This window comes from Nocardioides sp. P4_G10, from assembly GCF_056401175.1.
The window spans coordinates 1-24903 of record NZ_JBFUJV010000018.1 but is presented as its reverse complement, the minus strand read 5'-3'; the positions used below and the strand labels follow the sequence as shown (position 1 = coordinate 24903).

Genomic DNA, 24903 nt, shown 5'->3' with positions numbered 1-24903 from the left:
GCTGCCCGAGGGTCAGCGACCCTGCTGCAGCTTGTTCCAGGTCTGGCGGGTGGCGACGCCCGAGACGCCGATCTTCAGGCGTGACTGGTAGGTCCGGACGGCCGCCTCGGTCTTCGCGTCGAACACACCGGTCGCCCGGAAGCGCCCGGCGCCGGCCGCGTTGAGCGCCCGCTGGAGCCGGTGCACCGACTCGTCGGCCGACCCGCGCTTGACCGTCGTACGGGCACCGGCGGCGAGCAGCGCAGTCCAGTGCCGCTTCTCGAAGGTGTTGCTCGGCGTGAACTTGCGGGCGGACTGCCAGGCGCGGGCGCCGGCGATCGTGGCGGCGTCGTACGAGCCGTTTACCGGACCCGAGTAGGTGCCCTGCTCGGTGAGCAGGCACTGCAGCGCCTTGACGCGCGTGGACTTCGCGGACGACGGCGAGAGCGCGGGGTACTTCCAGAAGCCGAGCCGGGTGCCGGGGCAGCGGCCCTCCGGACGCGGCTGCGAGCCGGCGCCGAGGTCGATGAAGTTGCTGTCGATGTTGATCGTGACGCCGCCCCACGTCTCGTTGTGGCCGCCGAGGTACTGCTTCATCCGGCCGCCGGGCCGCCAGCCGTCCTCGGGGATGTAGGTCGTGGAGGTGTTCGCCGCGCCGTCCCAGCGGGCGATCCAGATGCGGTCCGGCAGGGCGAACTGGCCCGGGCGCTGGGTGCGGGCGTCGTCGAGCATCTTGATGCCCGAGCTCGCGCTGGAGTAGAAGCCGGCGGTGTAGCCGAGCGCCTTGATCCGGGTGACCCACGCGGACGTGAAGACCAGGGCGGACTCGCGGCAGTGGGTGTCGTTGAGGTTGAAGCCCTCGAGGTCGTACCAGATCGTGCTGCCCGCGCCGATGCCGTACGTCGCTGCGTCGGCCGCGTTCTTGTCGGCCTCGGTCGCACCCTGCGCGGCCGCCGTGGCGTAGCCGCCAGTGGGGCTCGGCGAGATCTTGAAGTCGTCCTTGTAGCGCGGGAAGCGCGGCTGGCACGACGCCTGCGGACCGAGGGCGATGGGCAGCAGCCGCCAGCCGCGGGCGACCTGGGCGGCGACCCAGGTGGAGCTGAGGTTGAGCTGGGTGCGGCAGGCGCGGGAGTCGCCGGAGATGTAGATGCCGACCGCGGTGAACGGCGACTTCTTCCACCACGCGTCCATCGCCGACTGGGCCGGCGCGACGCACTGGTCGAAGCCGTAGCCGGTGAAGTCGCCCGGGGTGGCGAGGGCGACCTGGCCCTGCGAGGCGAGCTTGCGGGCCTGCGGTGCGGGCTCGTCGGCGGTCGCGGTCGACGACCCGGCGAGCGGTGCGACGAGCACCAGCGCGAGGGCGGCCGTCACGGTCCGGACGAGCGTACGAGGTCGGGTCTGGCGGGCGCGGCGCATGGGTGACTCCAGGCAGGCGGGGAAGGGCGTGTCGCGGGGCAGGCGGACCCAGAGAACCACATGAGTCACACACGTAACAGCCGTTCGGCAGAACTACAGACCTGTAGTTCGCCGGGGTCAGTCGGCGGTCGGCACGTCGTCGAGGAGGAAGTTGCCCTTGGCCTCTTCTTCCTCGACGAGCTCCTCGAACGCCAGCGCGATGTCGTCCTGGTGCTCCTCGACCATCCGGTCCAGGTGGCCCTGGAGCAGCGCGCCGTTGGGGGACTGGCCGGAGAAGACCTGCTCCCAGGTGTCCTCGCCGCCGCGGATCTTCCTCACCAGCGTCTTCATGTCGTCGCCGAGCTCGCCCGACTCGGCCTGCTCCTCGAGCGCCTGCTTCTCCTCGTCGGTGAGCAGTGGGCGCGCGTTGAGCTGGTCGACGGTGGCCTGGAGGTCTGCCAGGCTCGCGGTCAGGTCCTCGCGCGCTTCACTGATCGCCGCCAGGATCTCCGCCTGGCTGCGGTGATCGTCCATGGCGGGAGGTTAGGACAGGGCCGGTGCGACCGGCACGGGGCGCTGGCCGACCGTCGGGGTGGTGACGGTGCTCGGGTCGCGCGTCACGCTGCTCGGCGCGCCGGTGGAGACGGGGGCGCCGGGCGTCGAGACGGGCGCCTTGTCGCCGTCGAAGAAGTTCTTCACCGTCGCGATGAGCGACTTCACCTGCTGGAGGATGTTGATGAGCTTCATCAGCGCCTTGTAGGCCTTCATCACCGCCTGGAAGGCCTGGAAGACGGCCTGGACGACGCGGGCCCAGCCGACACCGGGGATGCTCATCGTCGCCAGCGCGGAGGAGACGGTCTGCACCGCCGCCTTCACGCACTGCACCACCGAGAGAGCGGTCTGCCAGGCGTCGCGGCAGATCTGCACGACGGTCTGGCCCATCTGGACGAGCTGGCCGGCCTGGGCGTCGAGCGAGCCGACCCACGTGCCGATCTGCTTGACGGCCGCGTCGGACGCGCCGCCCTGCCAGGTCCGCGAGATCGTCGAGCTCCCGCTCTGGAGGTTGGACGCGACGCCGCGCATCGACTGGCCGAGCGCACCGAAGGACGAGCCCTGGCTCGACGCACCGACGACGTCGCCGCCGATCTTCTCCGCGAGCTCGGCGCGGATGTCGAAGCCGGTCAGCATCCGCACCAGGTCGCACACGGTGTCGTAGGGGAAGCCGAAGCTGATCTGGGGAAGGCTGCTCTCGGTGGGCCCGGCCCGCCGGATGGTGGTGTCGGCGACGTCCCAGAAGCTGCTCGACCCGTCGCGGCCGTCGACACCGGTGGCGTTGTGGCGGCGTACGACGCCGTCCTCGGTGAGCGTGAAGTCGCGGGCGGTGGCCCGCAGCGCCTCGGCGTGGTCGCGCATCCCGGCGCCGTTGTCCTCCAGCGACTGGTGCACCGAGGGCAGCAGGGCGTTGTAGGCGCCCATCATGGTCTCGAGGATGGGACCGAAGTCGGTCTGGACGAGCGCGTTGCCGCCGTTGCGGGCGATGCCGGAGAGGTCGTCGCCGGCGCGCTGGACCTGCGCGGACCAGGCGTCGAGCTCGGAGAGGTCGACGGTCATCACGGCGTTCATCGCGGCTCCTGGAACGGGCGAGGGCGGGCGGGGGTGGGTCGTGCTCGATCGTCTTCCCCGAACGCGACGCGGCGAAACCGGCCCTGCCGGAATGTTTGCCCACAGGTCCACCGCGACCGTGTTTGGCTCCCGCCGTCGGGGGTATTCCGCTGAGGTGAGTGCAAGCGGCAAGCGATCCCTGATGCAGGTCGAGCCGGCCCGGCTGGTCGAGCTGGCGGGCTCGTCCGAGCGCGTCCTCGACGCGATGCGGCAGGACTGGGCCGACGCCGTCGACGAGCTCGCCGAGGCGTGCGTGGCGCTCGGCGACGCGACCGGCACCGCCAACCTCGCGGCGTCCTACGCCGATGCGCTGGCCGACGCCGACGAGGTCCTGACCTCGCTCGCCGGCGCCCTCGAGCTGGGCGTCGCCGGGCTCGTCGATGCCGCCCGCGACGCCCTGCGCGCCGACGACACGGTCGCCGCCGAGCTCGACCGCGCCACCCACCTGCTGGGCGAGGGGCCGTTCGGGATGATGCCGGGACCGGGAGGTCGCTGACCGTGCCGGCCAACCCGTGGGAGCTGCGCGCCGACGTCCGGCCGCTCGAGGCCGCCGCCCAGCGGTGGACCGAGGTCAGCGCGCTGGTGTCGCGTCGCGGTGACGAGCTCGTCGACGCCGCGCGGCGCGCCACCGAGGGGTGGGACGCGGCGTCGGCCGAGAGCTACGAGCAGCACCGCAAGCAGGTGCTCGCCCACCTCGACCGGTTCACCTCCCTGGCCGACCGGATCGCCGACTGCCTCCGCGCGTCCGCCACGCTGATGACGTCGTCGCAGAAGGACCTCGACCGGGCCTGGACGACGGTCGCGGCGGTGCCCCACGAGGTGGTCGGGGAGTCGCGTCACCTGGTCTTCAAGCCCTCGGAGGACGAGGACCGCGGCAAGGTCACCCGTGGCCAGGCCGAGACCGACGACATCCGCCAGCGACTCACGGTCGCGCTCGACCAGGAGAGCGCCCGGCTCCGGTCGACCCGCGCCGAGCTGGTCACCGTGCGCACCGAGCTGCTCACGCTCACCGGGGGCAGCTTCGGGGGCTTCGGCGGGCCCGGGGGCGAGGAGTCGGGAGTCGGCACGATCGCGCCGCCGTCCACCTCGGTGCCCGGAGCGGCCCAGGCCGGTGTCACCGCACTGCCACCGCTGGCCCCGGTCTCGGTGTCCGTCCCCGACCTGACGGGACTCTCCGCATCAGGACTGACGTCGCTGTCCGCGGCCGCGGCGGGCGGGCTGCTCGGCCGGCGCGGGAGCGGAGCGAAGCGGCCGCTCACGGGCACGCCGCCCATCGGCGGGATGGGGGCCGGCGGCATGGCCGCGCGTGCCGGGTCGATGTCGCGCGGCACGGCGAGCGGCCGCAGCGGTCCGGCCCGGATGCAGACCCCGCGTCTGGAGCGCACGGCGTCGGAGGAGACCGCCGCCCGCGCCGCCCGGGAGAAGGAGGCGGTGCGCGAGGCCAAGCGGGCGGCCCTCGAGGAGAAGCGCGCCGAGCGTGCCGCCCGCAAGGCCGAGCGGGAGGTGGCGCGCGAGGCGCGGGCGAGGGCTGCCGGCAAGGACTCGCGCCGCGACGACGACGGCGAGGAGACGGACGAGGTCCTCGAGCTCGACCTCGTCGAGGACGGGGCGGACACCGACGACGAGCCCGCCGGCGGCGGCGAGCGGCGTCAGGCCGTGCGGGTCGTCCACCAGCCGACCCCGGGCGGTCACGCGGACGAGCCCCGCCGGTAGGCGCACGGCCACCCCGACGGAGCTCCTCCCGATGGTCAGGCCGCCTCGGCGACGGCCTCCGGCCCGCGGTCGTCGACCAGCTCGACCACCTGCGTCGCGGGCGCCCGGAGCAGGGCCGCCGTGACGACCAGCGCCACCGCGGCGAAGCCCGCCGAGGTGAGGAAGGCCGCCTGCAGACCGGGCACGAGCTGCCCCGGCACCGCGCCGGCGGCGTACACCGAGACGATGACGGCCACGCCGACGGCGCTGCCGAGCTGCTGGGTGGTCTGCAGGAGACCGGACGCCGAGCCAGCGTGCTCGGGCTCGACGCCGGCGAGGACAGTGACCGTGATGGGCATGAACACCAGGCCGGTGGCCAGGCCCGCGATCACCATCGGACCGAAGACGGTGCCGAGGTAGGTGCCGTCCGTGCCCGCCGCGCTGAGCCAGGCATACCCGAGGGTGAGCGCGCCCGTGCCGGTCATCACCATCGCGCGCGGACCGACCCTGCCGATCAGCGACGGGGTCACGCGGGACATCGCGAAGATGCCGAGGCTGAAGGGGAGGAAGGCCACGCCCGACATCAGCGGCCCGAAGCCCAGGACGGTCTGCGCGTACTGGACGACGAGGAAGAACATCGACAGGTTCGCGCCGACGACCAGCGCCATCGCGACGAGGGCGCCGACGCGGCGGCGGTTGCGGACCAGGTGCGGCTGCACCATCGGGTGCGGGTGCCGTGCCTCGGTGCGGGCGAGCAGCAGGAGCAGTGCGGCGCCGAGGACGAAGCCGGCGACGGTGCGCGCCGAGCCCCAGCCGTGCTCGGGAGCCCCGATGAGGGCCCAGACGAGGGACACGGCGCCGACCGTCGCGCTCGCTGCGCCGACGAGGTCGAAGCGTCCGGGACGACGTGCGGTCTCGTCGACGAACCGGCCGACGAGCAGCAGCACGACGATGCCGAGGGGCACGTTGATGAAGAGCGTCCACCGCCACGACCCGACGTCGGTGAGCAGGCCGCCCAGGACGAGGCCGATGGAGGCGCCGCCCGAGGAGACCGCGCCGAAGAGGGCGAGGGCGCGGTTGCGAGCCGCCTCGTCGGGCGCGCTCGTGGTCAGCAGGGCGAGGACGCTCGGTGCAGCGAGGGCCGCGCCGACGCCCTGGAGCGCGCGGGTCGCGACGAGCTGGCCCGGCGTCTGGGCGAGCCCGCCGAGCGCGGAGGCGACGGTGAAGACGGCGAGCCCGACCTCGAAGGTGCGGCGGCGGCCGAGGACGTCGCCGAGGCGCCCCCCGAGGAGCAGGAGCCCGCCGAAGGCGAGCGTGTAGGCGTTGAGGACCCACGAGAGGGACGCGGGGCCGAAGGCGAGGTCGGCGTCGATGCGCGGGAGCGCGACGTTCACGACCGTGGCGTCGAGCACGATCATCAGCTGGGCGACCAGGACGATCGCGATGCCGGCGGCGGCGCGGCCGGCCTGCGGCGGCAGCTCGGTCGGGAGCTCGTGCCGGGACCCCTGCGGGAGCAGGGAGGTGGTGGATGACATGAGGTGCAGTCCTGTTCTGACCCTGTGGGGCCGAGGTACAGTAGATCCGGAGGATGCCTCCGCTTCCTCCACGACAATACGGAGACTGTCTCCGTTTAGCAAGACCGAAGGGAAATTTCCGTGCGTGCCGATGCCCAGCGCAACCGTGACCGCATCGTCGAGGTGGCTCGACAGGTGTTCCGGGAGCAGGGCTACGACGCGTCCCTCGACCTCATCGCCAAGCAGGCGGGCGTCGGACCGGGCACGCTCTACCGGCACTTCCCCACGCGCGACGACCTCATCGACGCGGTCATGCAGGCGTGGGTCGACCACGTCGAGGAGACGACCGAGAAGGCTCTCGCCCACGAGGGAGGACCCCGCGAGCGGCTCCTCCACTGGTTCGAGGAGTACGTCCGGCTGATCAGCGTGCACAAGGGCGGCCCGGCCAAGATCACGGGCGCCATGGGCGACGACACCTCCCCGATCCGCAGCAAGTGCGAGGTGCTGCAGGTGGCGGGCGGGCGGGTGCTCGACGAGTTGCGGGCGGAGGGCGCCGTACGCGACGACGTAACGCCGCTGCAGGTCGCGCGCCTCGTCGGCGGGGTCGCCACCATCGCCGACACCTCCGACCTCGAGCTCGCGACCGTGCGTCCGATGCTCGAGGTCATCGCCGACGGGCTGCTGACCTAGCCTCCGGGCGGTCGCGACCTGGTGGACCGGCGGCCGACCGGGTCCGCGGCGCCGGTAGATTGGCGCCGTGCCCGACACGAGCGCCGCCCCGCAGTCCCGCCCTGCCACGAACGCCAGTCTCACGACGTCCGGCGCGACGAGCACCCTCGACACGGTGGCCCTGGCGGCCACCGACGCCGAGCGCGACCAGCCCTGGGCCGAGCTCGGCCTCAAGGCCGACGAGTACGCCCGGATCCGCGAGATCCTGGGCCGTCGTCCGACGAGCTCCGAGCTCGCGATGTACAGCGTGATGTGGAGCGAGCACTGCTCCTACAAGTCCACCAAGGTGCACCTCAAGCAGTTCGGCGAGATCCCGCAGGAGACGCCGGTGGGCAAGATGCTCGCCGGCATCGGCGAGAACGCCGGCGTGCTCGACATCGGCCAGGGCTACGCCGTGACGTTCAAGGTCGAGAGCCACAACCACCCGTCGTTCGTCGAGCCCTACCAGGGCGCGGCCACCGGCGTCGGCGGCATCGTCCGCGACATCCTCGCGATGGGCGCCCGCCCGGTCGCGGTGATGGACCCGCTGCGCTTCGGCCCGCTCGACGCCCCCGACACCGCGCGCGTGCTGCCCGGGATCGTGGCTGGCGTCGGCGGCTACGGCAACTGCCTCGGCCTGCCCAACATCGGCGGCGAGGCCGTCTTCGACGAGACCTACGCCGGCAACCCGCTGGTCAACGCCCTCTGCGTGGGCGTGCTCCGCCACGAGGACCTCCACCTCGCCAACGCGACCGGCACCGGCAACCAGGTGGTGCTCTACGGCGCCCGCACCGGTGGCGACGGCATCGGCGGCGTGTCCGTGCTGGCCAGCGAGACCTTCGACGAGACCGGTCCGGCCAAGCGGCCGAGCGTGCAGGTCGGCGACCCGTTCATGGAGAAGCTGCTCATCGAGTGCACGCTCGAGCTCTTCGCCGCCGGCGTGATCGCCGGCATCCAGGACCTCGGCGGCGCCGGGCTCTCGTGCGCCACCTCCGAGCTCGCGTCGGCCGGCGACGGCGGCATGCACGTCGAGCTCGACCGCGTGCCCCTGCGCGACTCCACCCTCGCTCCCGAGGAGATCCTCATGAGCGAGTCGCAGGAGCGGATGATGGCGGTCGTCGAGCCATCGGATGTCGACGCGTTCATGGCGATCTGCGAGAAGTGGGACGTCGAGGCCGTCGTCGTCGGTGAGGTGACCGACTCGGGCCGCCTGCACATCGACTGGCACGGTGAGCGCGTGGTCGACGTACCCCCGCGGTCCGTCGCGCACGACGGTCCGACCTACCAGCGGCCGTTCGCCCGCCCCGACTGGCAGGACGCCCTCCAGGCCGATGGTGCCGAGGCGTTGTCCCGCCCGTCGTCCGGTGCCGAGCTGCGCGACACCCTGCTCCAGCTCGTCGCCTCGCCCAACCTCTGCGACAAGTCGTGGATCACCGACCAGTACGACCGCTACGTGCAGGGCAACACCGTCCTGGCCCAGCCGGCCGACTCCGGCATGGTGCGCGTCGACTCCGACACCAACCTCGGCGTCTCGGTGTCCACCGACTGCAACGGCCGCTTCGCCAAGCTCGACCCCTACACGGGCGCGCAGCTCGCGCTGGCCGAGTCCTACCGCAACGTCGCCACCGGCGGCGCCCGCCCGCTCGCCGTCTCCGACTGCCTCAACTTCGGCTCGCCGGAGGACCCGGACGTGATGTGGCAGTTCGCCGAGGCGTGCCGCGGTCTCAAGGACGCGTGCCTCGAGCTCGGCATCCCGGTCACCGGCGGCAACGTCAGCCTCTACAACCAGACCGGCGAGACGGCGATCCTGCCGACCCCCGTCGTGGCGGTCCTCGGGGTCATCGACGACGTCACGCGTCGTACGCCGACCGGCTTCGGCGCAGAGGGGGAGCGGGTGTTCCTGCTCGGCGAGACCCGGGACGAGCTCTCCGGCTCCGAGTGGGCGCACGTCGTGCACGGCCACCTCGGCGGGATGCCGCCGGCGCTCGACCTCGCGGCTGAGCAGGCGCTCGCCACACTGCTGCAGGACGCCGCCCGCGACGGCGTCGTCACCAGCGCCCACGACCTCTCCGACGGCGGCCTGGCCCAGGCGCTCGCCGAGTCGACGTTCTCCCGCGACATCGGCGCGACGATCTCGCTGGCCACGGTGGCCGACGACGCGTTCGTCGCACTCTTCTCCGAGTCCACCGCCCGCGCGCTCGTGACGGTGACCGACGAGCAGGCCGACGCGCTGGTCGCACTGGCCCAGCAGCACGGCGTGCCCGTCACGCCGATCGGCCGCACCGGCGGCGACGCGATCTCGGTCGAGGGTGCCTTCGACCTCCCCGTCGCCGAGGCCAAGGCCGCCTGGCGCGCGACCCTCCCGGCGGTCCTCGGCTCCTGACCGGCGGACTTCGACGCCGAAGTTCCCGCTTGTCGGCCGAAGTTTCGGCCGACAAGGCGGGAGGTTCCCCGGATATCGGGGATCGCGCGCCTCGGACGTCAGCTCGAGCGGCGCATCGCCCGCACCCCGACGACGAGCCCGAGGGCCGCGACGACGCCTGCGCCGAGCACGCCCTGGAGGACGACGTCGGCCGGGAAGGTGCCGGCGAAGAGCGCGCGCGTCGCGTCGACGACGTACGTCATCGGGTTCAGCATCGAGATGACCTCGAGCCAGCGCGGCGCCCCCTCGACCGGCAGCAGCACGCCCGCGGTGAGGAGGGTCGGGAACAGCAGCGTCTGCTGGATCGTCCAGAACATCCAGTCCTGGCCCTTCGACGCGAGCGCCAGCGCGAACGACAGCGCGCCGACCCCGACGCTGAAGACCGACAGCACCAGCGTGGCCACGAGCACCCCGCCCAGGTGCAGGTCGAAGGCGAACGGCGTGACGACCGCGACGATGAGCGCGACCTGCATCAGCATCGGCACGACCTCCTTGAGTGCGCGGCCGACCAGCAGCGCCGGACGCCCCAGCGGTGAGACCAGCTGCCGCTCGTGGGAGCCGGACTGCATCTCCTCCATCAGGTTGGCCCCGGTGAACGACGCCCCCATCAGGGCGGTCATGGCGACGATGCCCGGCACGAACCACTGCAGCGCCGAGCCGTCGGCCATCTCGGGGAGCAGCGGCGCGAAGAGGCCGAGGAAGACCAGGGGCTGGATCATCGCGAAGACCACCGCCATCGGCTCGCGCCACACGGGCTTGAGCTCGCGGTTCATCACGTTCCAGGTGTCGGTGACAAAGGTGCTCATGCTGCGACCTCGCTCTCGGACTCGGTGGTGGAGGGGGTGGATCCGGTGGTGCCGGTGGACTGGGTCTCGCGCAGGCTGCGACCGGTGAGGTCGAGGAAGACGTCGTCGAGGGTGGGTCGTGCGACCTCCACCCGCGTCGGGGGTACGCCGTCCGCGGCCAGGTCGGCGAGCAGCTCACCGACCATCGCGGAGCCGTCCATGACCCGCAGGTCGAGCGAGGAGCCGTCGACCTCGACGCGGGAGTCGGGCACCCGCTCCAGCCGGGCAGCGGCCCGGGCGGAGTCGCCGGGCGAGCCGAAGCCGAGCCGGACCAGGTCGCCCAGCCCGCTCTTGAGCCGGGCCGCGGTGTCGTCGGCGATCACCCGGCCGTGGTCGACGACCACGACGCGACCGGCCAGGGCGTCGGCCTCCTCGAGGTAGTGCGTGGTGAGCACGACGGTGCTGCCGGTCTCGGCGTGCAGCCGGCGGATCAGCTCCTGGAGGTTGGCGCGGTTCTGCGGGTCGAGACCGGTGGAGGGCTCGTCGAGGAAGAGCACCCGCGGCAGGTGGACCAGTCCCATCGCGATGTCGAGCCGGCGGCGCTGGCCGCCGGAGAGGGAGGAGACCTTGCGGTCGGCGACCGCGGTGAGGTCGAGGTCCTCGACCAGCTCGGCGGCGCGACGCCGCGCGTCGGCGCGGGACAGGCCGTGCGCGCGGCCCTGGCTGACCAGCTCGTCACGGCCGAGCTGGCGGTGCCCGGCACCGTTGCCCTGCCCGACGAAGCCGATCGCCCGGCGTACGTCGCGCTGGGCGCTGACGACGTCGTGGCCGGCGACGCTCGCCGAGCCCGAGGTGGGGGCGATCAGGGTGGTCAGCATGCGCAGGGTCGTCGACTTCCCCGCTCCGTTGGGACCGAGGAAGGCGACCAGCTCGCCCTGCCCGATCTCGAGGTCGAGGCCCTGCACGGCCTCGACCGTCTGCTTGCGCGAGGTGAAGTGGCGGGTCAGGCCACGCGTCACGATCGCCGGTCCAGTGTGGTGGTGGTAGGTCATGTCCCCGACGCTAGGGAACCATGCGGTCAGTTACTGTCCGCATTGCGATCTAATCTGGGCCCATGAGCACGAGCGAGCGGATGTTGCGGCTGCTGTCCCTGCTCCAGACCCACCGCTACTGGCCGGGCCCGGAGCTGTCGGACCGCCTCGAGGTGAGCCCTCGCACGCTCCGTCGCGACGTCGACCGGCTGCGCGACCTCGGCTACGCCGTGGACGCCGTGCGGGGCGCCGCCGGTGGCTACCAGCTGCGCGCCGGCGGCTCCCTCCCGCCGCTGCTGCTCGAGGACGAGGAGGCCGTCGCGATCGCCGTCGGCCTGCGCACGGCGGCTGCCGGCGCGGTCGCCGGGACCGACGACCGGTCGGTGCAGGCGCTGTCGAAGGTGCTGTCCCTGATGCCGCCGCGGCTGCGCCGGCAGATGGACGCCGTCGCGTCCCAGACCGACGCCCCCGGGCCGTGGGAGGGTGCGCCCGTCGTCGACGCGACGGTGCTGACCACGTTGGCGCAGGCCTGCCGCGACAGCGAGCTGCTGCGCTTCGACTACGCCGCGCGTGAGGCCGAGGTGAGCCACCGCCGGGTGGAGCCGCTGCGCCTCGTCTCCCTCGGTCGCCGGTGGTACCTCGTGGCCTGGGACCGCGACCGGACGGACTGGCGCAGCTTCCGGCTGGACCGGGTCGCCGACCCCGAGCCCACCGGTCAGCGCTTCCGCCCGCGTGAGCTGCCGGCCGACGACGCGCTCGCCTTCGTGCAGCAGGGCATCCGCCGGATGCCCCAGCGCCACGCCGTACGCGTCCGGCTCGCGATGCCGGCCGCCGACCTCGCCGCACAGGTGGGCCGCTGGGGGACCGTCAGCGAGGACGGCACCGGGTGTGTGCTCGAGATGAACGTCGACGACCTCGGCTGGCCGGTGATGGTGCTGGCTGGCTCCGGCGCGGACTTCGTCGTCGAGTCGCCGCCCGAGCTGGCGGAGAGGGTCGCCGAGGTCGGCGCCCGCTTCTCCCGCGCCGGCGAGCCGGGGTAGTCCAGTGGGAAATGGCTGTCCTGGATGCTCGCGGGCAGCCACTTCCCACTGGACTACCCCCCGGCGGGCTCAGGCGGCCAGCACGGGCTCCGACTCCTCGTGGGTGGCCCACTCCGAGGGGCGCGGCACCGACCGGATCGACCGGCTCGAGGTGAGCAGGACAGCCAGCAGGGCGGACGCCACGACGAGAGCGGTGATCGCCGTGGTGCCGCGCTGGTGCTCGAGCAGGTAGCCGCCGAGCAGCGGCGCCAGGGGCATCACCGACATCGACGCGAACTGGCTCGTCGAGCCCACCCGGCCCTGCAGGTGGGCCGGGGTGACGGCCATCCGGTAGGAGCTGATGCCGGCGTTGCCGACCGGGTTGAGGAGCAGCAGGAAGAACGTGCTCGCGCACGCGGTCCACACGCTCGACGACACCGTCAGCGGCACGAGGGGCAGGCAGCACATCCAGCCGATGAGCACGGTCAGGCGACCGGTCGGCATCCGGTGGATCAGGCTCGGTGCCAGCACCGAGCCGAGGATGCCGCCGAGGCCCGCGGCCATCGAGACCAGGCCGATCTGCGCGGCGGGAACGCCCTCGGTGACCATCCGCAGGAGGACGACGAAGAAGATCGCGTTGGTCACCAGGTTGGTCAGTGCCGACCAGGCCGTCAGTGTGCGGAAGAACGGACGCCGCCAGATGAACCGGAATCCCTCGCCGAGCTGCTGGAGCAGCGGCTCGCGCCGACGATGCGGTGCCGACAGGTCGGTGCGCACGCGACTGACCGTCGCGCACGCGACCGCGAAGGTGATGGCGTCGACGGCGAACGGCAGCCACCGCGTGACGGCGTACAACGCGCCTCCGAGCGGCCCGCCGAGCAGCGAGGCGACGTGCTGCCGGGCCTGGTTCTGGCTGAGGGCGGTCGGCAGGTCGTCGGTGGCGACGACCGACCGGATCGCCGAGAGCTGAGCGGGGTTGAACGCGCCGGCGGCCACGCCCGCGACCAGGGCGACCACGACGAGGTGGGGGAGCGTGAGGCTGCCGGTCGCCCCCGCGACCGCGAGCGAGGTGTACGCCGCGCAGCCGGTGGCGCTGGAGACGAGCATGATCCGCTTGCGGTCCACGCGGTCGGCGAGCACGCCGGCCGGCAGCAGCGTGGCGCACAGGCCGCCGAGGTAGGCGGCCTCGACCAGGGCGGCGGTGAGCGCCGAGCCGCTGAGGGCGTAGGCGATGAGGGGGAAGGCGAACATCGACAGCGCGCTGCCGAGCTCGCTCACGGTGTCGCCGATCCAGAGCACGGTGAAGTCGCGGTTCCTCGAGAGCTGTCGGTATCCGGGCATGTCCGCACCATATGTTGCGCAAGCAATGTTGCGCAATAGTGCGTGCGCAATTCCGGTAGGGTGCCGTCATGGTCGAGCCCCAACCGCTGAGCGACCCGCGCGTGCTGCGGGCGATCGCCCACCCGGTCCGCACCCGCGTCCTCGACGAGCTCCAGGCCTCGGGGCCGGCGCGGGCGGCCGACATCGCCCGTGAGCTCGGCATCCCGGCGAACCAGGCCAGCTTCCACCTGCGCCAGCTCGCGAAGTACGGCCTCGTCGAGGAGGCCCCGGAGGAGGCGCGCGACAAGCGCGACCGGGTCTGGCGCGCCGCCGCGGCGGGGGGCTACCGGGTCGAGCTGAGCAAGCTGGCGGAGGAGCCCGGCGGGAGGGCGGCCGTCGAGGTGTACCGCTCCAGCAAGCTCGCCTGGCTGCACCAGGTGGTCGACCGGTCCTTCGCCATGAGCCGGAAGGAAGGTCGTGGGGTCTTCAGCACCTCCGACCACGCGCTCAAGCTCACCGACGCCGAGGCCCACCAGCTGCGCGAGGAGATCGACGACCTCGTCGACGCGTGGGCCGACCGCACCCGGGGTCGCAACCCGGAACGCCGCACCTACCTGCTCGTGCAGATGGTGCAGCCCTACCCCGACGAGCCGACCGATCCCACCGAGCCCGCCGGGTGACGGGCCCGAGCCGCCGCGCCGTGCTGGCTGCTGCGGGGGTGGTCGGCGTGTCGGCCGTCCTGGCCGGGTGCGCCGACGAGCCGTCCGGCAGGGTGGGAGGCGTGGCCAGCGAACCCGAGCGCATCACCTACGGCGACGACCCGAGCCAGTGGGTCGACCTCCACGTCCCCGAGGGTGCCAGTCGCGGGCTGGTGATCGTCCTGCACGGCGGGTTCTGGAAGGCGCAGTACGGCGCTGACTACGGCGCCCCGCTCGCCGAGGACCTGGTGGCGCGCGGCTGGACGGCGGCCAACGTGGAGTACCGCCGGGTCGGCAACGGCGGCGGCTTCCCGGCGACCCTCGACGACGTCCACGCCGCGATCGGTGCGGTGGCCGCCGACGCCACGGGGCCGGTCGTCACGCTCGGCCACTCGGCCGGCGGGCACCTCGCCACCTGGGCAGGCGCGCGCCTGCGCCTCGACCGCTGGGCCGACGGCCCGGCCCTCACCCACGTCGTCAGCCAGGCCGGAGTGCTCGACCTGCGGGCGGCGGTCGCGGACGACCTCGGGGACGGCGCCGCACTCGCCTTCCTCGGCGACCCCGACGCAGCGACGTACGAGCAGGCCGACCCGCTCACCCAGGTGCCCCTCGACGTCCCGGTCTGGGCGGTGCACGCCCGTGACGACGACACCGTCCCGTTCAGCCAGGCCGAGACCTACGTCGACGCCGCGACCGCCGCGGGCGCCGAGGCCACGCTCGTCGAGGTCACCGGCGGCCACTTCGACGTGATCGACACCGACAGCGACGCCTGGGCGGCGTGCGTGGAGGTCCTCGACTCGATCGGGTGAGGCGGTCGGTCTAGCCTCGGGGCGTGCCCGCCCGACTCAAGGTCCTCACCCCCGACCAGCTCGCGACGGCCCACGCCGACGGTGACACCCGGGCGCTGGTCAAGCACTACCTCGCGCGCCTCGAGGTGCTCGCCCCCGGACGGTCGGTCGAGGTCCGGGTGCCGCCCTTCGCCGCCGTCCAGGTCGTGCCCGGCGTGCGGCACACCCGGGGCACCCCGCCGGCCGTCGTGGAGACCGACGGCGAGACCTGGCTGGCCCTCGCCACCGGTCGTACGACGTGGGGCGAGGCGGTCGACGCAGGGCTGGTCGTCGCGAGCGGCGAGCGCACCGACCTCTCGGCCTACCTCCCGCTCTAGGCGGGCGCAGCACCGGCCTCGTCCGCGACGGGGGATACACACGGGCGCAGGTTTCCGGTACGAAGAACCATGGCGACCACCCTCACCGACGACCAGGTCCGCGATCTCGACCTCTGGTTCCGTGCGGCCAACTACCTCTCCGTCGGGCAGATCTACCTGCTCGACAACCCGCTCCTCGAGCGTCCGCTCGAGCGCGAGGACATCAAGCCGAGGCTGCTCGGTCACTGGGGCACCACACCAGGGCTCAACCTCGTCTGGACCCACCTCAACCGGCTGATCCGCGAGCGCGACGTCGACGCGATCATCCTGTGCGGGCCGGGCCACGGCGGGCCGGCGGCGGTCGCGAACGCGTGGCTCGAGGGCACCTACTCGGAGGTGTACCCCGCGATCGGCGACGACCGCGACGGGATGTCGAGCCTGTTCCGGCAGTTCTCCTTCCCCGGCGGCATCCCGAGCCACGTCGCCCCGGAGACACCCGGCTCCATCCACGAGGGCGGCGAGCTCGGCTACGTGCTCTCGCACGCCTACGGCGCCGCGATGGACAACCCCGACCTCGTCGTGACCGCGGTGGTCGGCGACGGCGAGTTCGAGACCGGCCCGCTGGCCGCGAGCTGGCACGGCAACAAGTTCGTCGACCCGGTCAACGACGGCGCGGTGCTGCCGATCCTGGCCCTCAACGGCTGGAAGATCGCCAACCCGACCATCCCTGCCCGGATCCCGCGCGAGGAGCTCGAGAGCCTGCTGCGCGGCTACGGCCACCACGTGATCACCGTCGAGGGCGACGACCCCACCGACGTGCACCGCCAGATGGCCGCTGCGCTCGACGAGGCCCACGACATGATCCGCGAGACCTGGCGCGCTGCCCGGGAGGACGGCGACCTCGAGCGCCGGCCGTGGCCGATGATCCTGCTCGTCACGCCGAAGGGGTGGACCGGCCCGGCGGTGGTCGATGGCAAGCCGGTCGAGGGCACGTGGCGGGCCCACCAGGTGCCGCTGGCCGGCACCCGGGACAACGACGAGCACCGCGCGCAGCTCGAGGAGTGGCTGCGCTCGTACGCCCCCGACGAGCTCTTCGGCGACGACGGCCGACCGGTGGAGGCGGTGCGCCAGCAGGCGCCGGCGGGCACCCGGCGGATGAGCGCCAACCCGCACGCCAACGGCGGCCTGCTCAAGCGGCCGCTGCGCCTGCCCGACTGGCGGGAGAGCGCCGTCGAGGTGGAGCGTCCGGGCTCGTCCATCCACGAGCCGACCCGCGTCCTGGGCCAGTGGCTCGTCGGCGTGGTCCGCGACAACGACACCAACTTCCGCATCTTCGGGCCCGACGAGACCGCGTCAAACCGGCTCGACGCCGTCTACGAGGTGACCGACAAGGTCTGGGCGGGCGAGCTCCATGACGTCGACGAGCACCTCGCCCGGTCCGGTCGGGTGGTGGAGATCCTCTCCGAGCACACCTGCCAGGGCTGGCTCGAGGGCTACCTGCTGACCGGGCGGCATGGGCTCTTCAGCTGCTACGAGGCCTTCATCCACCTGGTCGACTCGATGCTCAACCAGCACGCGAAGTGGCTCAAGACCACCCGCGAGATCGGGTGGCGTCCGCGCATCGCGAGCCTCAACTACCTGCTGAGCTCGCACGTGTGGCGCCAGGACCACAACGGCTTCTCCCACCAGGACCCCGGCTTCATCGACCACGTGCTCAACAAGAAGGCCGAGGTCGTGCGCGTCTACCTGCCGCCGGACGCCAACACCCTCCTGTCCACGATGTCCCACTGCCTGCAGAGCGAGCACTACGTCAACGTCGTGGTCTCCGGGAAGCAGCCGAGCTTCGACTGGCTCGACGGCCAGCAGGCCGACCTGCACTGCGCCCGCGGCCTCGGCATCTGGGACTGGGCCTCGAACGACGACGGGGATCCCGACGTGGTGGTGGCGGCAGCGGGCGACGTACCCACCCTGGAGGCGCTCGCCGCGGTGTCCCTGCTGCGCGAGCACCTGCCCGAGCTGCGGGTGCGCTTCGTCAACGTCGTCGACCTGATGCGCCTGCAGGACGAGCGCGAGCACCCGCACGGCCTGGGTGACCGTGAGTTCGACGCCGTCTTCACCACCGACAAGCCGGTGGTCTTCGCCTACCACGGCTATCCCTGGCTGATCCACCGGCTGACCTACCGGCGCACGAACCACGACAACATCCACGTCCGCGGCTACAAGGAGGAGGGCACGACGACCACGCCGTTCGACATGGTGATGATGAACGACACCGACCGCTACCACCTGGTGATGGACGTCATCGACCGTGTGCCCGACCTCGGGCCGCGCGCCGCCGCCGTCCGCCAGCTGATGGTCGACACGCGGCGTCGGGCCCGTCAGTGGACGCGCGACCACGGCGACGACCTCCCCGAGGTGCGCGACTGGCAGTGGGACGCCGGTGCCGATCCGGAGCCCGGCGAATCGCCGTCCACGACGGCCGACCCCGACACGGGCGCCGACAACCTCTAGCGTGCGCCCCATGAATGTGAGCTCGCTCGGCTTCCGCACCGACCTCGCCCTGCTGACCGCCTCCGGCAGCGTCGTGGAGGACCGCGGCACCCACCTCGTGGTCCGCACGCCGGACAACCCGACGTACTACTGGGGCAACTTCATCCTTCTCGCCGGGCCGCCCGTGCCCGGCGGTGAGCGGGAGGTCGTGGGCGCGTTCCACACCGAGTTCCCCGAGGCGCGCCACGTCAGCATCGGCATCGACACCCCCGACCTCACCCCGGAGGCACGTGCGGCCTTCGAGGCGGCCGGGCTCGTGGTCGACGTGGCGTCGGTGCTCACCGCGTCCGAGCTCCAGCCGCCCCGCGAGGTCGAGGCCGAGGTCCGCCCGCTGCAGTCCGCATCGGACTGGGAGAGCCGCGCCCGCCTGAGCCTGGCGATCGAGGAGCGCGACGACGAGGAGTCGCACCTGCGGTTCGCCCGCGGGCGCAACGTGCAGGAGCAGTCGCTCATCGACGCCGGCCGCGGCACCCGGTTCGGGGTGCTCGTCGACAACGAGGTCGTCAGCACCGCTGCTGTCTTCACCACCGAGGAGGGCGTCGCGCGATTCCAGAGCGTCGAGACGCACAGCGACCACCGGCGCAAGGGGCTGGCGGCCGCCGCCGTGCACGCGGCGGGGCGCTACGCCCTCGAGCACCTCGGCGCGCGGACGCTCGTGATCGTCGCGGACGACGACGGCGAGGCCATCGGGATCTACCGCCGGCTCGGCTTCGCCGACAGCGAGCGGCAGCTGATGCTGGAGCGCCGGCACGGCGACCGGGCGTCTCTCGACGGGTGAGCGAGGGGTCCTAGTCTGTCGGGATGACTGTCGACATCTCCGCCCGCCTCGCCGAGATCATGCCCGGCATCCGCCGTGACCTCGAGGACCTCGTCCGCATCCAGTCCGTGTCCGCCGACCCGGCCCGCGCCGGCGAGGTCGAGCGCAGCGCCGAGGCCACCCGCGACCTGTTCGCGGCGGAGGGCTTCGAGTGCGAGATCGTGCGCGCCCACGACGGCGCGCCGCCCGCCGTGATCGCGAAGAAGTCCGGTCCCGAGGGTGCCCCGACGGTCCTGCTCTACGCCCACCACGACGTGCAGCCCGAGAACGACCACGCCGACTGGGACTCCCCGCCGTGGGAGCCGACGGAGCGTGGTGATCGGCTCTACGGCCGCGGCGCCGCGGACGACAAGGCCGGCATCGCCGCCCACCTCGGCGCGGTCCGGGTCTTCGGCGACGACCTCCCGGTCAACCTGGTGATGTTCATCGAGGGCGAGGAGGAGGTCGGCTCCGACACCCTCGTCGAGCTGCTCGAGGCCCACAAGGAGCGCCTCGCCGCGGACGTCATCGTCATCGCCGACTCCGGCAACTGGGACATCGGCGAGCCCGCCCTCACCACGTCGCTGCGCGGCCTGGTCCGGATGGACGTCGAGGTCCGCACGCTCACCCACGCCGTCCACAGCGGCATGTGGGGCGGCCTCGTCCCCGACTCGATCATGACGCTCAGCCGGGTGATCGCGTCGCTGAACGACGACGCCGGCAACGTCGCGGTCGAGGGCCTCCACGCCGGCCCCGCCGCCGACGTGGAGTACCCCGAGGCCCGTCTCCGCGCCGAGTCCGGCGCCGCCGAGGGCATCGAGTGGATCGGCTCCGGCTCGGTCGTCGAGCGCCTGTGGACCAAGCCGTCGATCAGCATCACCGGCCTCGACGCCCCCAAGGTCGAGGGCGCCTCCAACACCCTCGTACCCGCCGCGCGCTGCCGGATCAGCATGCGCATCGCCCCCGGCGACACGACCGCCAACGCCGTCCAGTGCCTCCAGGCGCACCTCGAGAAGCACACCCCCTGGGGCGCGACCCTCACGACGACCGTCGTCGACACCGGCGAGGCGACGCAGATCGACGCCAGCGGTCCGGCGTACGACGCCGCGCGGGCCGCGTTCGCCGAGGCCTGGGACGGCACCGCCCCGGTCGACATGGGCGTCGGCGGCTCGATCCCCTTCATCGCCGAGTTCCTCGAGACGTTCCCGCAGGCCAGCGTGCTGGTGACCGGCGTCGAGGACCCCGACACCCGCGCCCACGGCGCCAACGAGGGCCTGCACCTCGCGGAGTTCGAGAAGGTCGTCAGGGCCGAGGCGCTCCTGCTCCGCAACCTCGGCGAGCTGCCCCGCGGCTGACCTTCTCGCCTCGTCGAGCGGTGCGTGGCGCAGGTTTCCGAGCCCCGAGACCTGCGTCACTCACCGCTGACCGGGTGGTCCGCGCGTGTGGCCGCCGTCGGTAGCGTGGCGGCCATGGCGACCTTCCGTGCCCGCGACCGCTCCACGGCCGTGCTCCGCTCACCGCGCAGCGAGGTGTGGGCCGCGCTCACCGATGCCGACCTGATCGCGAAGATCACGCCCTACGTCACGGGCATCGACGTCGAGGGCGACCGGTGGACCTGGCGGATGGGCACCATCCCGGTGCTGGGCCTCTCCGTGGCGCCGAAGTTCACCGAGGTGATGGAGCTGCACCCCCAGGACCGGATCGTCTTCACGCACGACCCGGAACGGCCCGACGAGATGACCTCCGTCAACGGCACCTACGACCTCACCGACCACGCCGACGGCGGCACCGACGTGAGCATCGACCTGCAGATCGCCTGCAACCTCCCGCTGCCCGGCCTGGCTCGGCCCGCGGTCGAGCGCGTCATGTCCGGTGTCGTGAAGCACATGGGCACCGTCTTCTCCCGCAACCTCCTCAAGCACCTCGGTGAAGCATGAGGGTCCTCGTCCTGGGCGCCACCGGCTACATCGGTTCGCGCCTCGTCCCCCACCTGCTCGAGCACGGCCACGACGTCGTCGCCGCGTCCTCGTCCCCGCCGCGTCCCGACCGCTTCGGCTGGGACGACCGGGTCCGCGCGATCCGCTGCGACGTCACCGACCCCGCCACCGTGGCGGAGGCGGTCGAGGACGTCGACGCCGTCGTCTACCTCGTCCACTCCCTCGACCGCAGCGACTTCAGCGACCGCGACCGGGTGGCCGCCGAGACCGTCGCGGCCGCGGTGGCCGACAGCGGCGTACGACGCCTCGTCTACCTCTCGGGACTCGTCCCCGACGTTCCGGAGGCGGAGCTCTCCGACCACATCGCCTCCCGGCTGGAGGTCGAGCGGATCCTCCTGGCGGCCATCGACGGGTCCGTCGCGCTGCGCGCCGGCGTCGTGATCGGGGCGGGGTCGACCTCGTTCGAGATCATCCGGCAGGTCGCGACCCTGTTCCTCGTGCAGCCGGTGCCGACGTGGATGCACAGCTCGGTCCAGCCCGTCGCCGTCTCCGACGTGCTGAGGGCGGTTGACGACGCGCTCCTCGACGAGTCCCTGAGCGGTGCCATCGACCTCGGCGGACCGGACGTCATCGCCTACCCCGACCTGCTGCAGGTGTGCGGCCGCGCGGCCGGCCTGGCCCGGCTCCGCGTCCCGGTGCCGGTCGTGCCGCCCGGACTCGTCGGGCTCGCCGCCGCCCTCACCACGACCGCGCCCTTCCACACGGTCACGTCGCTGATCGAGTCACTGGGCCACGACATGGTCTGCCGCTTCGACCACACGTGGAAGCCGAGCCACGGCACACCGCCGATCGGGCTCGAGGAGGCGGTCGAGCGGGCGATGACGCCGATGTACGCCGGCCCGGAGGGCGCGCTCCCCTCGGACCCGGCCTGGACGCGCACCCACGCCCTGCTCGCCGTCGTACCCTTCCCGGCCGTCGGCAAGGCTGCCGCGCACCTCGCCTTCCACCGCGTCCGCTCGGTCCTCGTCGGCGGATGGTGACCGGCGTACGGCGCCGGTGCGGCGCTGGGCGCTTTCGCCCGTAGACTCAACGCGTGCCCCAGCCGATGAGCAAGCGGATGGGCGGCGACGGCCGTCTGACCACGGCAATCGACCCCCACGACCAGGGCCCGCAGGATGCCTGCGGTGTCTTCGGCGTCTGGGCCCCCGGCGAGGACGTCGCCAAGCTGACCTACTTCGGGCTCTACGCGCTGCAGCACCGCGGCCAGGAGTCGGCGGGCATCGCGGTCAGCAACGGGCGGCAGATCCTGGTCTACAAGGACATGGGTCTGGTCTCGCAGGTCTTCGACGAGTCGACGCTCGACTCCCTCAAGGGCCACCTCGCGATCGGCCACTCGCGCTACTCCACGACCGGCGCGTCCACGTGGCACAACGCGCAGCCGACCTTCCGGCCCACTGCGGACGGCTCCATCGCGCTCGGCCACAACGGCAACCTGATCAACACCCACGAGCTGCGCGACATGGTCACCGACCTCCCCGGCCCCGCCGGTGAGCTCGAGATCAAGGGCGTCGAGGGCGCGACCAACGACACCAGCCTCGTCACCGCGCTGCTCGCCCACCACCCCGACACGACGCTCGAGCAGCGCGCGCTGGAGGTCCTCCCTCAGCTGCGCGGCGCCTACTGCTTCGTCTGGATGAACGAGAACACGCTCTACGCCGCCCGTGACCCGCAGGGCATCCGCCCGCTGGTGCTCGGTCGCCTCGACCGCGGTTGGGTCGTCGCCAGCGAGGACGCCGCGCTCGCGACGATCGGCGCCAGCGTCGTGCGTGAGGTCGAGCCCGGCGAGATGGTCGTGATCGACGAGAACGGCCTGCGGTCCCACAAGTTCGCTGAGCCCGACCGCAAGGGCTGCGTCTTCGAGTACGTCTACCTCGCCCGCCCCGACGCCACCATCGCCGGGCGCAACGTGCACGAGGCGCGCGTCGAGATGGGCCGCCGGCTGGCGCGCGAGTTCCCCGTCGACGCCGACCTGGTGATGCCCGTGCCGGAGTCCGGCACCCCCGCGGCGTCCGGCTACGCCGCCGAGTCAGGCATCCCGTTCGGGCAGGGCTTCGTCAAGAACGCCTACGTCGGCCGCACGTTCATCCAGCCCAGCCAGACGCTGCGCCAGCTCGGCATCAGGCTCAAGCTCAACGCCCTCGAGCACATGATCCGCGGCAAGCGGATCGTCGTGGTCGACGACTCGATCGTGCGGGGCAACACCCAGCGCGCGCAGGTGCGGATGCTCCGCGAGGCCGGCGCCCTCGAGGTGCACGTGCGGATCTCCAGCCCGCCGGTCAAGTGGCCGTGCTTCTACGGCATCGACTTCGCCACCCGCGCCGAGCTGATCGCCAACGGCCTCACCCCCGAGGAGATCGCCGCCAGCGTCGGCGCCGACACCCTCGGCTACATCTCGCTCGAGGGCATGATCGAGTCGACCGACCAGCCGGCCGAGCGCCTCTGCCAGGCGTGCTTCACGGGGGAGTACCCCATCGACCTGCCGGACGAGAGCCTGCTCGGCAAGCACCTGCTCGAGGCGACGCTCCAGTCGCCCACCATGGGGCGGGCCCTGCCGGTCCTCAACAACCCCTGACCCGCACCCGATGCGCACGCCGCCACCCGAGGAGCTCCGTGTGACCGACCAGCCCACTGCATCCACTTCTGGGGCGTACGCCGCCGCCGGGGTCTCCATCGAGGCGGCCGACCGGGCGATCGACCTGATGAAGGGCTGGGTGGAGAAGGCCCGCCGCCCCGAGATGATCGGCGGGCTCGGTGGCTTCGCCGGCCTCTTCGACGCCTCCGCGCTGACCCGCTACGAGCGGCCGCTCCTCGCGACCTCGACCGACGGCGTCGGCACCAAGGTCGCCATCGCGCAGATGATGGACGTCCACGACACCATCGGCTTCGACCTCGTCGGCATGGTCGTCGACGACCTCGTCGTGTGCGGCGCCGAGCCGCTCTTCATGACCGACTACATCGCCTGCGGCCGGGTGGTCCCCGAGCGCATCGCCGCGATCGTCAAGGGCATCGCCGAGGCCTGCGTGGTCGCCGGCTGCGCGCTCATCGGCGGGGAGACCGCCGAGCACCCCGGCCTGCTCGACCCCGACGACTACGACGTCGCGGGCGCCACCACCGGTGTCGTGGAGGCCAGCAAGCTCCTCGGTCCCGGCCGCGTCCGTCCCGGCGACGTCGTGATCGCCATGGAGGCCAGCGGCCTGCACTCCAACGGCTACTCCCTCGTCCGCCACGTCCTGCTCGGCTCGACCGATTCTGGGGGCGCAGGCTGGACCGTCGAGCGCCAGGTCGACGACTTCGGCCGCACGCTGGGCGAGGAGCTTCTCGAGCCCACCCGCATCTATGCCAAGGCCTGCCTCGACCTCGCCGACCGCACCGAGACGCACGCCATGTCCCACGTGACCGGCGGCGGCCTCGCCGCCAACCTCGAGCGGGTGCTCCCGGAGGAGCTGTCGGTGCGCATCGACCGCTCGACGTGGACCCCGCAGCCGGTCTTCGACGTCGTACGCCGGGTGGGCGGGGTGCCCCAGGCCGACCTGGAGGCGACCCTCAACTGCGGCGTCGGCATGGTGTCGCTGACCGCCCCCGAATCGGTCGACACGGCGATCTCCGTGCTGGCCGGACACGGCATCCGGGCCTGGGTTGCGGGCGAGGCCCGGGCGGACGCCGACAACGGCGGCCGGGTCGTGCTGGAGGGCCAGCACCCCGGCTGGTGATGAGATTCGGCACTTCGAGCACGAAATGCCCGGTCTTGGTGTGCGGGAACACCCACCGCTCAGGTAGCGTTGTCCCCACGATATGTAACCGATCAGACCGGGCGCGTCGGGCAGCTCTCCGACAGCCCCGGCCAAGTGTGCGAGGGGGTCGACCCTATGGGGCGCGGCCGAGCGAAGGCGAAGCAGACGAAGGTTGCCCGCGACCTGAAGTACCGGACTCACGAGACGGACTTCGGCGCGCTGGCGAAGGAGCTGCACGGAGAAGACACTCACCCCACCAGTGAGGTCGATACCGATGGCGACGAGTGGTCGGACTATGCCGACCCGCGTCGTCGCGCAGACTGACTGATCGCACCTGATCACCCCACCTGGGCGACCGGGCGGTGAGGCGTACCAAGCACGCCCTGGTGCAGTTCAGGTGACCGGGCAGTTCCTCGCGCTACGGCGCAGCGACCGGGCGGTTCCTCGCGCTGGTTGCGCG

Annotated in this window: 23 protein-coding genes; 16 read left to right on the top strand and 7 right to left on the bottom strand. The window is 72.5% G+C overall.

The window, feature by feature from the left end; all coding sequences use genetic code 11:
- Nucleotides 1–12: 12 nt before the first annotated feature.
- The 3 genes from AC1DP1_RS17335 to AC1DP1_RS17325 form a co-directional block, all read right to left on the bottom strand.
- The gene (locus AC1DP1_RS17335; protein WP_477507881.1) at nucleotides 13–1350 is read right to left on the bottom strand and encodes a glycoside hydrolase domain-containing protein; all 1338 of its coding nucleotides are present in this window, start codon (nucleotides 1348–1350) and stop codon (nucleotides 13–15) included.
- A gap of 162 nt (nucleotides 1351–1512) precedes the next feature.
- Complete coding sequence (locus AC1DP1_RS17330; RefSeq protein ID WP_477507880.1) at nucleotides 1513–1908, bottom strand: hypothetical protein; 396 nt, start codon at nucleotides 1906–1908, stop codon at nucleotides 1513–1515.
- A 9-nt stretch (nucleotides 1909–1917) separates the two neighbouring features.
- Nucleotides 1918–2997 (bottom strand): hypothetical protein, encoded by a 1080-nt coding sequence (locus tag AC1DP1_RS17325; RefSeq protein WP_477507879.1) that lies wholly within the window; start codon nucleotides 2995–2997, stop codon nucleotides 1918–1920.
- A gap of 181 nt (nucleotides 2998–3178) precedes the next feature.
- Here AC1DP1_RS17325 and AC1DP1_RS17320 point away from each other — a divergent pair, with 181 nt between their 5' ends.
- Entirely contained in the window at nucleotides 3179–3532 is a 354-nt protein-coding gene (locus tag AC1DP1_RS17320; protein ID WP_477507878.1) for a hypothetical protein, read from the top strand.
- Between the two features lie 2 nt (nucleotides 3533–3534).
- Nucleotides 3535–4749: a hypothetical protein gene (locus tag AC1DP1_RS17315; protein WP_477507877.1), complete on the top strand. Its 1215-nt coding sequence runs from the start codon at nucleotides 3535–3537 to the stop codon at nucleotides 4747–4749.
- Nucleotides 4750–4784: 35 nt separating this feature from the next.
- On the opposite strand, the gene AC1DP1_RS17310 is transcribed toward AC1DP1_RS17315, so the two are convergent.
- Complete coding sequence (locus tag AC1DP1_RS17310) at nucleotides 4785–6263, bottom strand: MFS transporter (protein ID WP_477507876.1); 1479 nt, start codon at nucleotides 6261–6263, stop codon at nucleotides 4785–4787.
- Between the two features lie 120 nt (nucleotides 6264–6383).
- On the opposite strand from AC1DP1_RS17310, the gene AC1DP1_RS17305 reads away from it, so the two are divergent.
- Both AC1DP1_RS17305 and purL read left to right on the top strand, forming a co-directional pair.
- Entirely contained in the window at nucleotides 6384–6932 is a 549-nt protein-coding gene (locus AC1DP1_RS17305) for a TetR/AcrR family transcriptional regulator (protein WP_477507875.1), read from the top strand.
- 154 nt (nucleotides 6933–7086) lie between these two features.
- Nucleotides 7087–9333 (top strand): phosphoribosylformylglycinamidine synthase subunit PurL, encoded by a 2247-nt coding sequence (purL, locus tag AC1DP1_RS17300; RefSeq protein ID WP_477507935.1) that lies wholly within the window; start codon nucleotides 7087–7089, stop codon nucleotides 9331–9333.
- A gap of 98 nt (nucleotides 9334–9431) precedes the next feature.
- Here purL and AC1DP1_RS17295 read toward each other — a convergent pair whose 3' ends face one another.
- Nucleotides 9432–10178 carry an ABC transporter permease gene (locus AC1DP1_RS17295; RefSeq protein ID WP_477507874.1) on the bottom strand — a complete coding sequence of 249 codons (747 nt, stop codon included), beginning with the start codon at nucleotides 10176–10178 and terminating at the stop codon, nucleotides 9432–9434.
- Nucleotides 10175–11209: an ATP-binding cassette domain-containing protein gene (locus tag AC1DP1_RS17290; protein ID WP_477507873.1), complete on the bottom strand. Its 1035-nt coding sequence runs from the start codon at nucleotides 11207–11209 to the stop codon at nucleotides 10175–10177. The genes AC1DP1_RS17295 and AC1DP1_RS17290 overlap by 4 nt, the downstream gene beginning before the upstream one ends.
- A gap of 62 nt (nucleotides 11210–11271) precedes the next feature.
- On the opposite strand from AC1DP1_RS17290, the gene AC1DP1_RS17285 reads away from it, so the two are divergent.
- Nucleotides 11272–12228, top strand: coding sequence for a helix-turn-helix transcriptional regulator (locus AC1DP1_RS17285; protein ID WP_477507872.1), 957 nt, complete (start codon nucleotides 11272–11274; stop codon nucleotides 12226–12228).
- A gap of 69 nt (nucleotides 12229–12297) precedes the next feature.
- Here the strand turns inward: AC1DP1_RS17285 and AC1DP1_RS17280 are convergent, their stop codons facing one another.
- Nucleotides 12298–13548, bottom strand: coding sequence for an MFS transporter (locus AC1DP1_RS17280; protein ID WP_477507871.1), 1251 nt, complete (start codon nucleotides 13546–13548; stop codon nucleotides 12298–12300).
- A gap of 68 nt (nucleotides 13549–13616) precedes the next feature.
- On the opposite strand from AC1DP1_RS17280, the gene AC1DP1_RS17275 reads away from it, so the two are divergent.
- The 11 genes from AC1DP1_RS17275 (at nucleotide 13617) to AC1DP1_RS17225 (ending at nucleotide 24767) form a co-directional block, all read left to right on the top strand.
- On the top strand, nucleotides 13617–14207 hold the full coding sequence (locus tag AC1DP1_RS17275; protein WP_477507870.1) for a winged helix-turn-helix domain-containing protein: 591 nt from the start codon (nucleotides 13617–13619) through the stop codon (nucleotides 14205–14207).
- Nucleotides 14208–14308: 101 nt separating this feature from the next.
- The gene (locus AC1DP1_RS17270) at nucleotides 14309–15034 is read left to right on the top strand and encodes a prolyl oligopeptidase family serine peptidase (protein ID WP_477507869.1); all 726 of its coding nucleotides are present in this window, start codon (nucleotides 14309–14311) and stop codon (nucleotides 15032–15034) included.
- 23 nt (nucleotides 15035–15057) lie between these two features.
- Nucleotides 15058–15390: a sterol carrier family protein gene (locus tag AC1DP1_RS17265; RefSeq protein WP_457189618.1), complete on the top strand. Its 333-nt coding sequence runs from the start codon at nucleotides 15058–15060 to the stop codon at nucleotides 15388–15390.
- A gap of 69 nt (nucleotides 15391–15459) precedes the next feature.
- The gene (locus tag AC1DP1_RS17260; RefSeq protein ID WP_477507868.1) at nucleotides 15460–17880 is read left to right on the top strand and encodes a phosphoketolase family protein; all 2421 of its coding nucleotides are present in this window, start codon (nucleotides 15460–15462) and stop codon (nucleotides 17878–17880) included.
- Between the two features lie 10 nt (nucleotides 17881–17890).
- Complete coding sequence (locus tag AC1DP1_RS17255) at nucleotides 17891–18697, top strand: GNAT family N-acetyltransferase (protein ID WP_477507867.1); 807 nt, start codon at nucleotides 17891–17893, stop codon at nucleotides 18695–18697.
- Nucleotides 18698–18720: 23 nt separating this feature from the next.
- Nucleotides 18721–20070, top strand: a complete 1350-nt coding sequence (locus AC1DP1_RS17250; RefSeq protein WP_477507866.1) for a M20/M25/M40 family metallo-hydrolase — start codon at nucleotides 18721–18723, stop codon at nucleotides 20068–20070.
- A 114-nt stretch (nucleotides 20071–20184) separates the two neighbouring features.
- The gene (locus tag AC1DP1_RS17245; RefSeq protein WP_477507865.1) at nucleotides 20185–20652 is read left to right on the top strand and encodes an SRPBCC family protein; all 468 of its coding nucleotides are present in this window, start codon (nucleotides 20185–20187) and stop codon (nucleotides 20650–20652) included.
- The gene (locus AC1DP1_RS17240; protein ID WP_477507864.1) at nucleotides 20649–21692 is read left to right on the top strand and encodes an NAD(P)H-binding protein; all 1044 of its coding nucleotides are present in this window, start codon (nucleotides 20649–20651) and stop codon (nucleotides 21690–21692) included. Before AC1DP1_RS17245 ends, AC1DP1_RS17240 begins: the two co-directional genes overlap by 4 nt.
- A gap of 65 nt (nucleotides 21693–21757) precedes the next feature.
- Complete coding sequence (gene purF / locus AC1DP1_RS17235) at nucleotides 21758–23284, top strand: amidophosphoribosyltransferase (protein ID WP_477507934.1); 1527 nt, start codon at nucleotides 21758–21760, stop codon at nucleotides 23282–23284.
- A 40-nt stretch (nucleotides 23285–23324) separates the two neighbouring features.
- Nucleotides 23325–24422, top strand: coding sequence for a phosphoribosylformylglycinamidine cyclo-ligase (gene purM / locus AC1DP1_RS17230; protein ID WP_477507863.1), 1098 nt, complete (start codon nucleotides 23325–23327; stop codon nucleotides 24420–24422).
- A 156-nt stretch (nucleotides 24423–24578) separates the two neighbouring features.
- Nucleotides 24579–24767, top strand: a complete 189-nt coding sequence (locus AC1DP1_RS17225; protein WP_191193375.1) for a DUF3073 domain-containing protein — start codon at nucleotides 24579–24581, stop codon at nucleotides 24765–24767.
- Nucleotides 24768–24903: the final 136 nt, after the last annotated feature.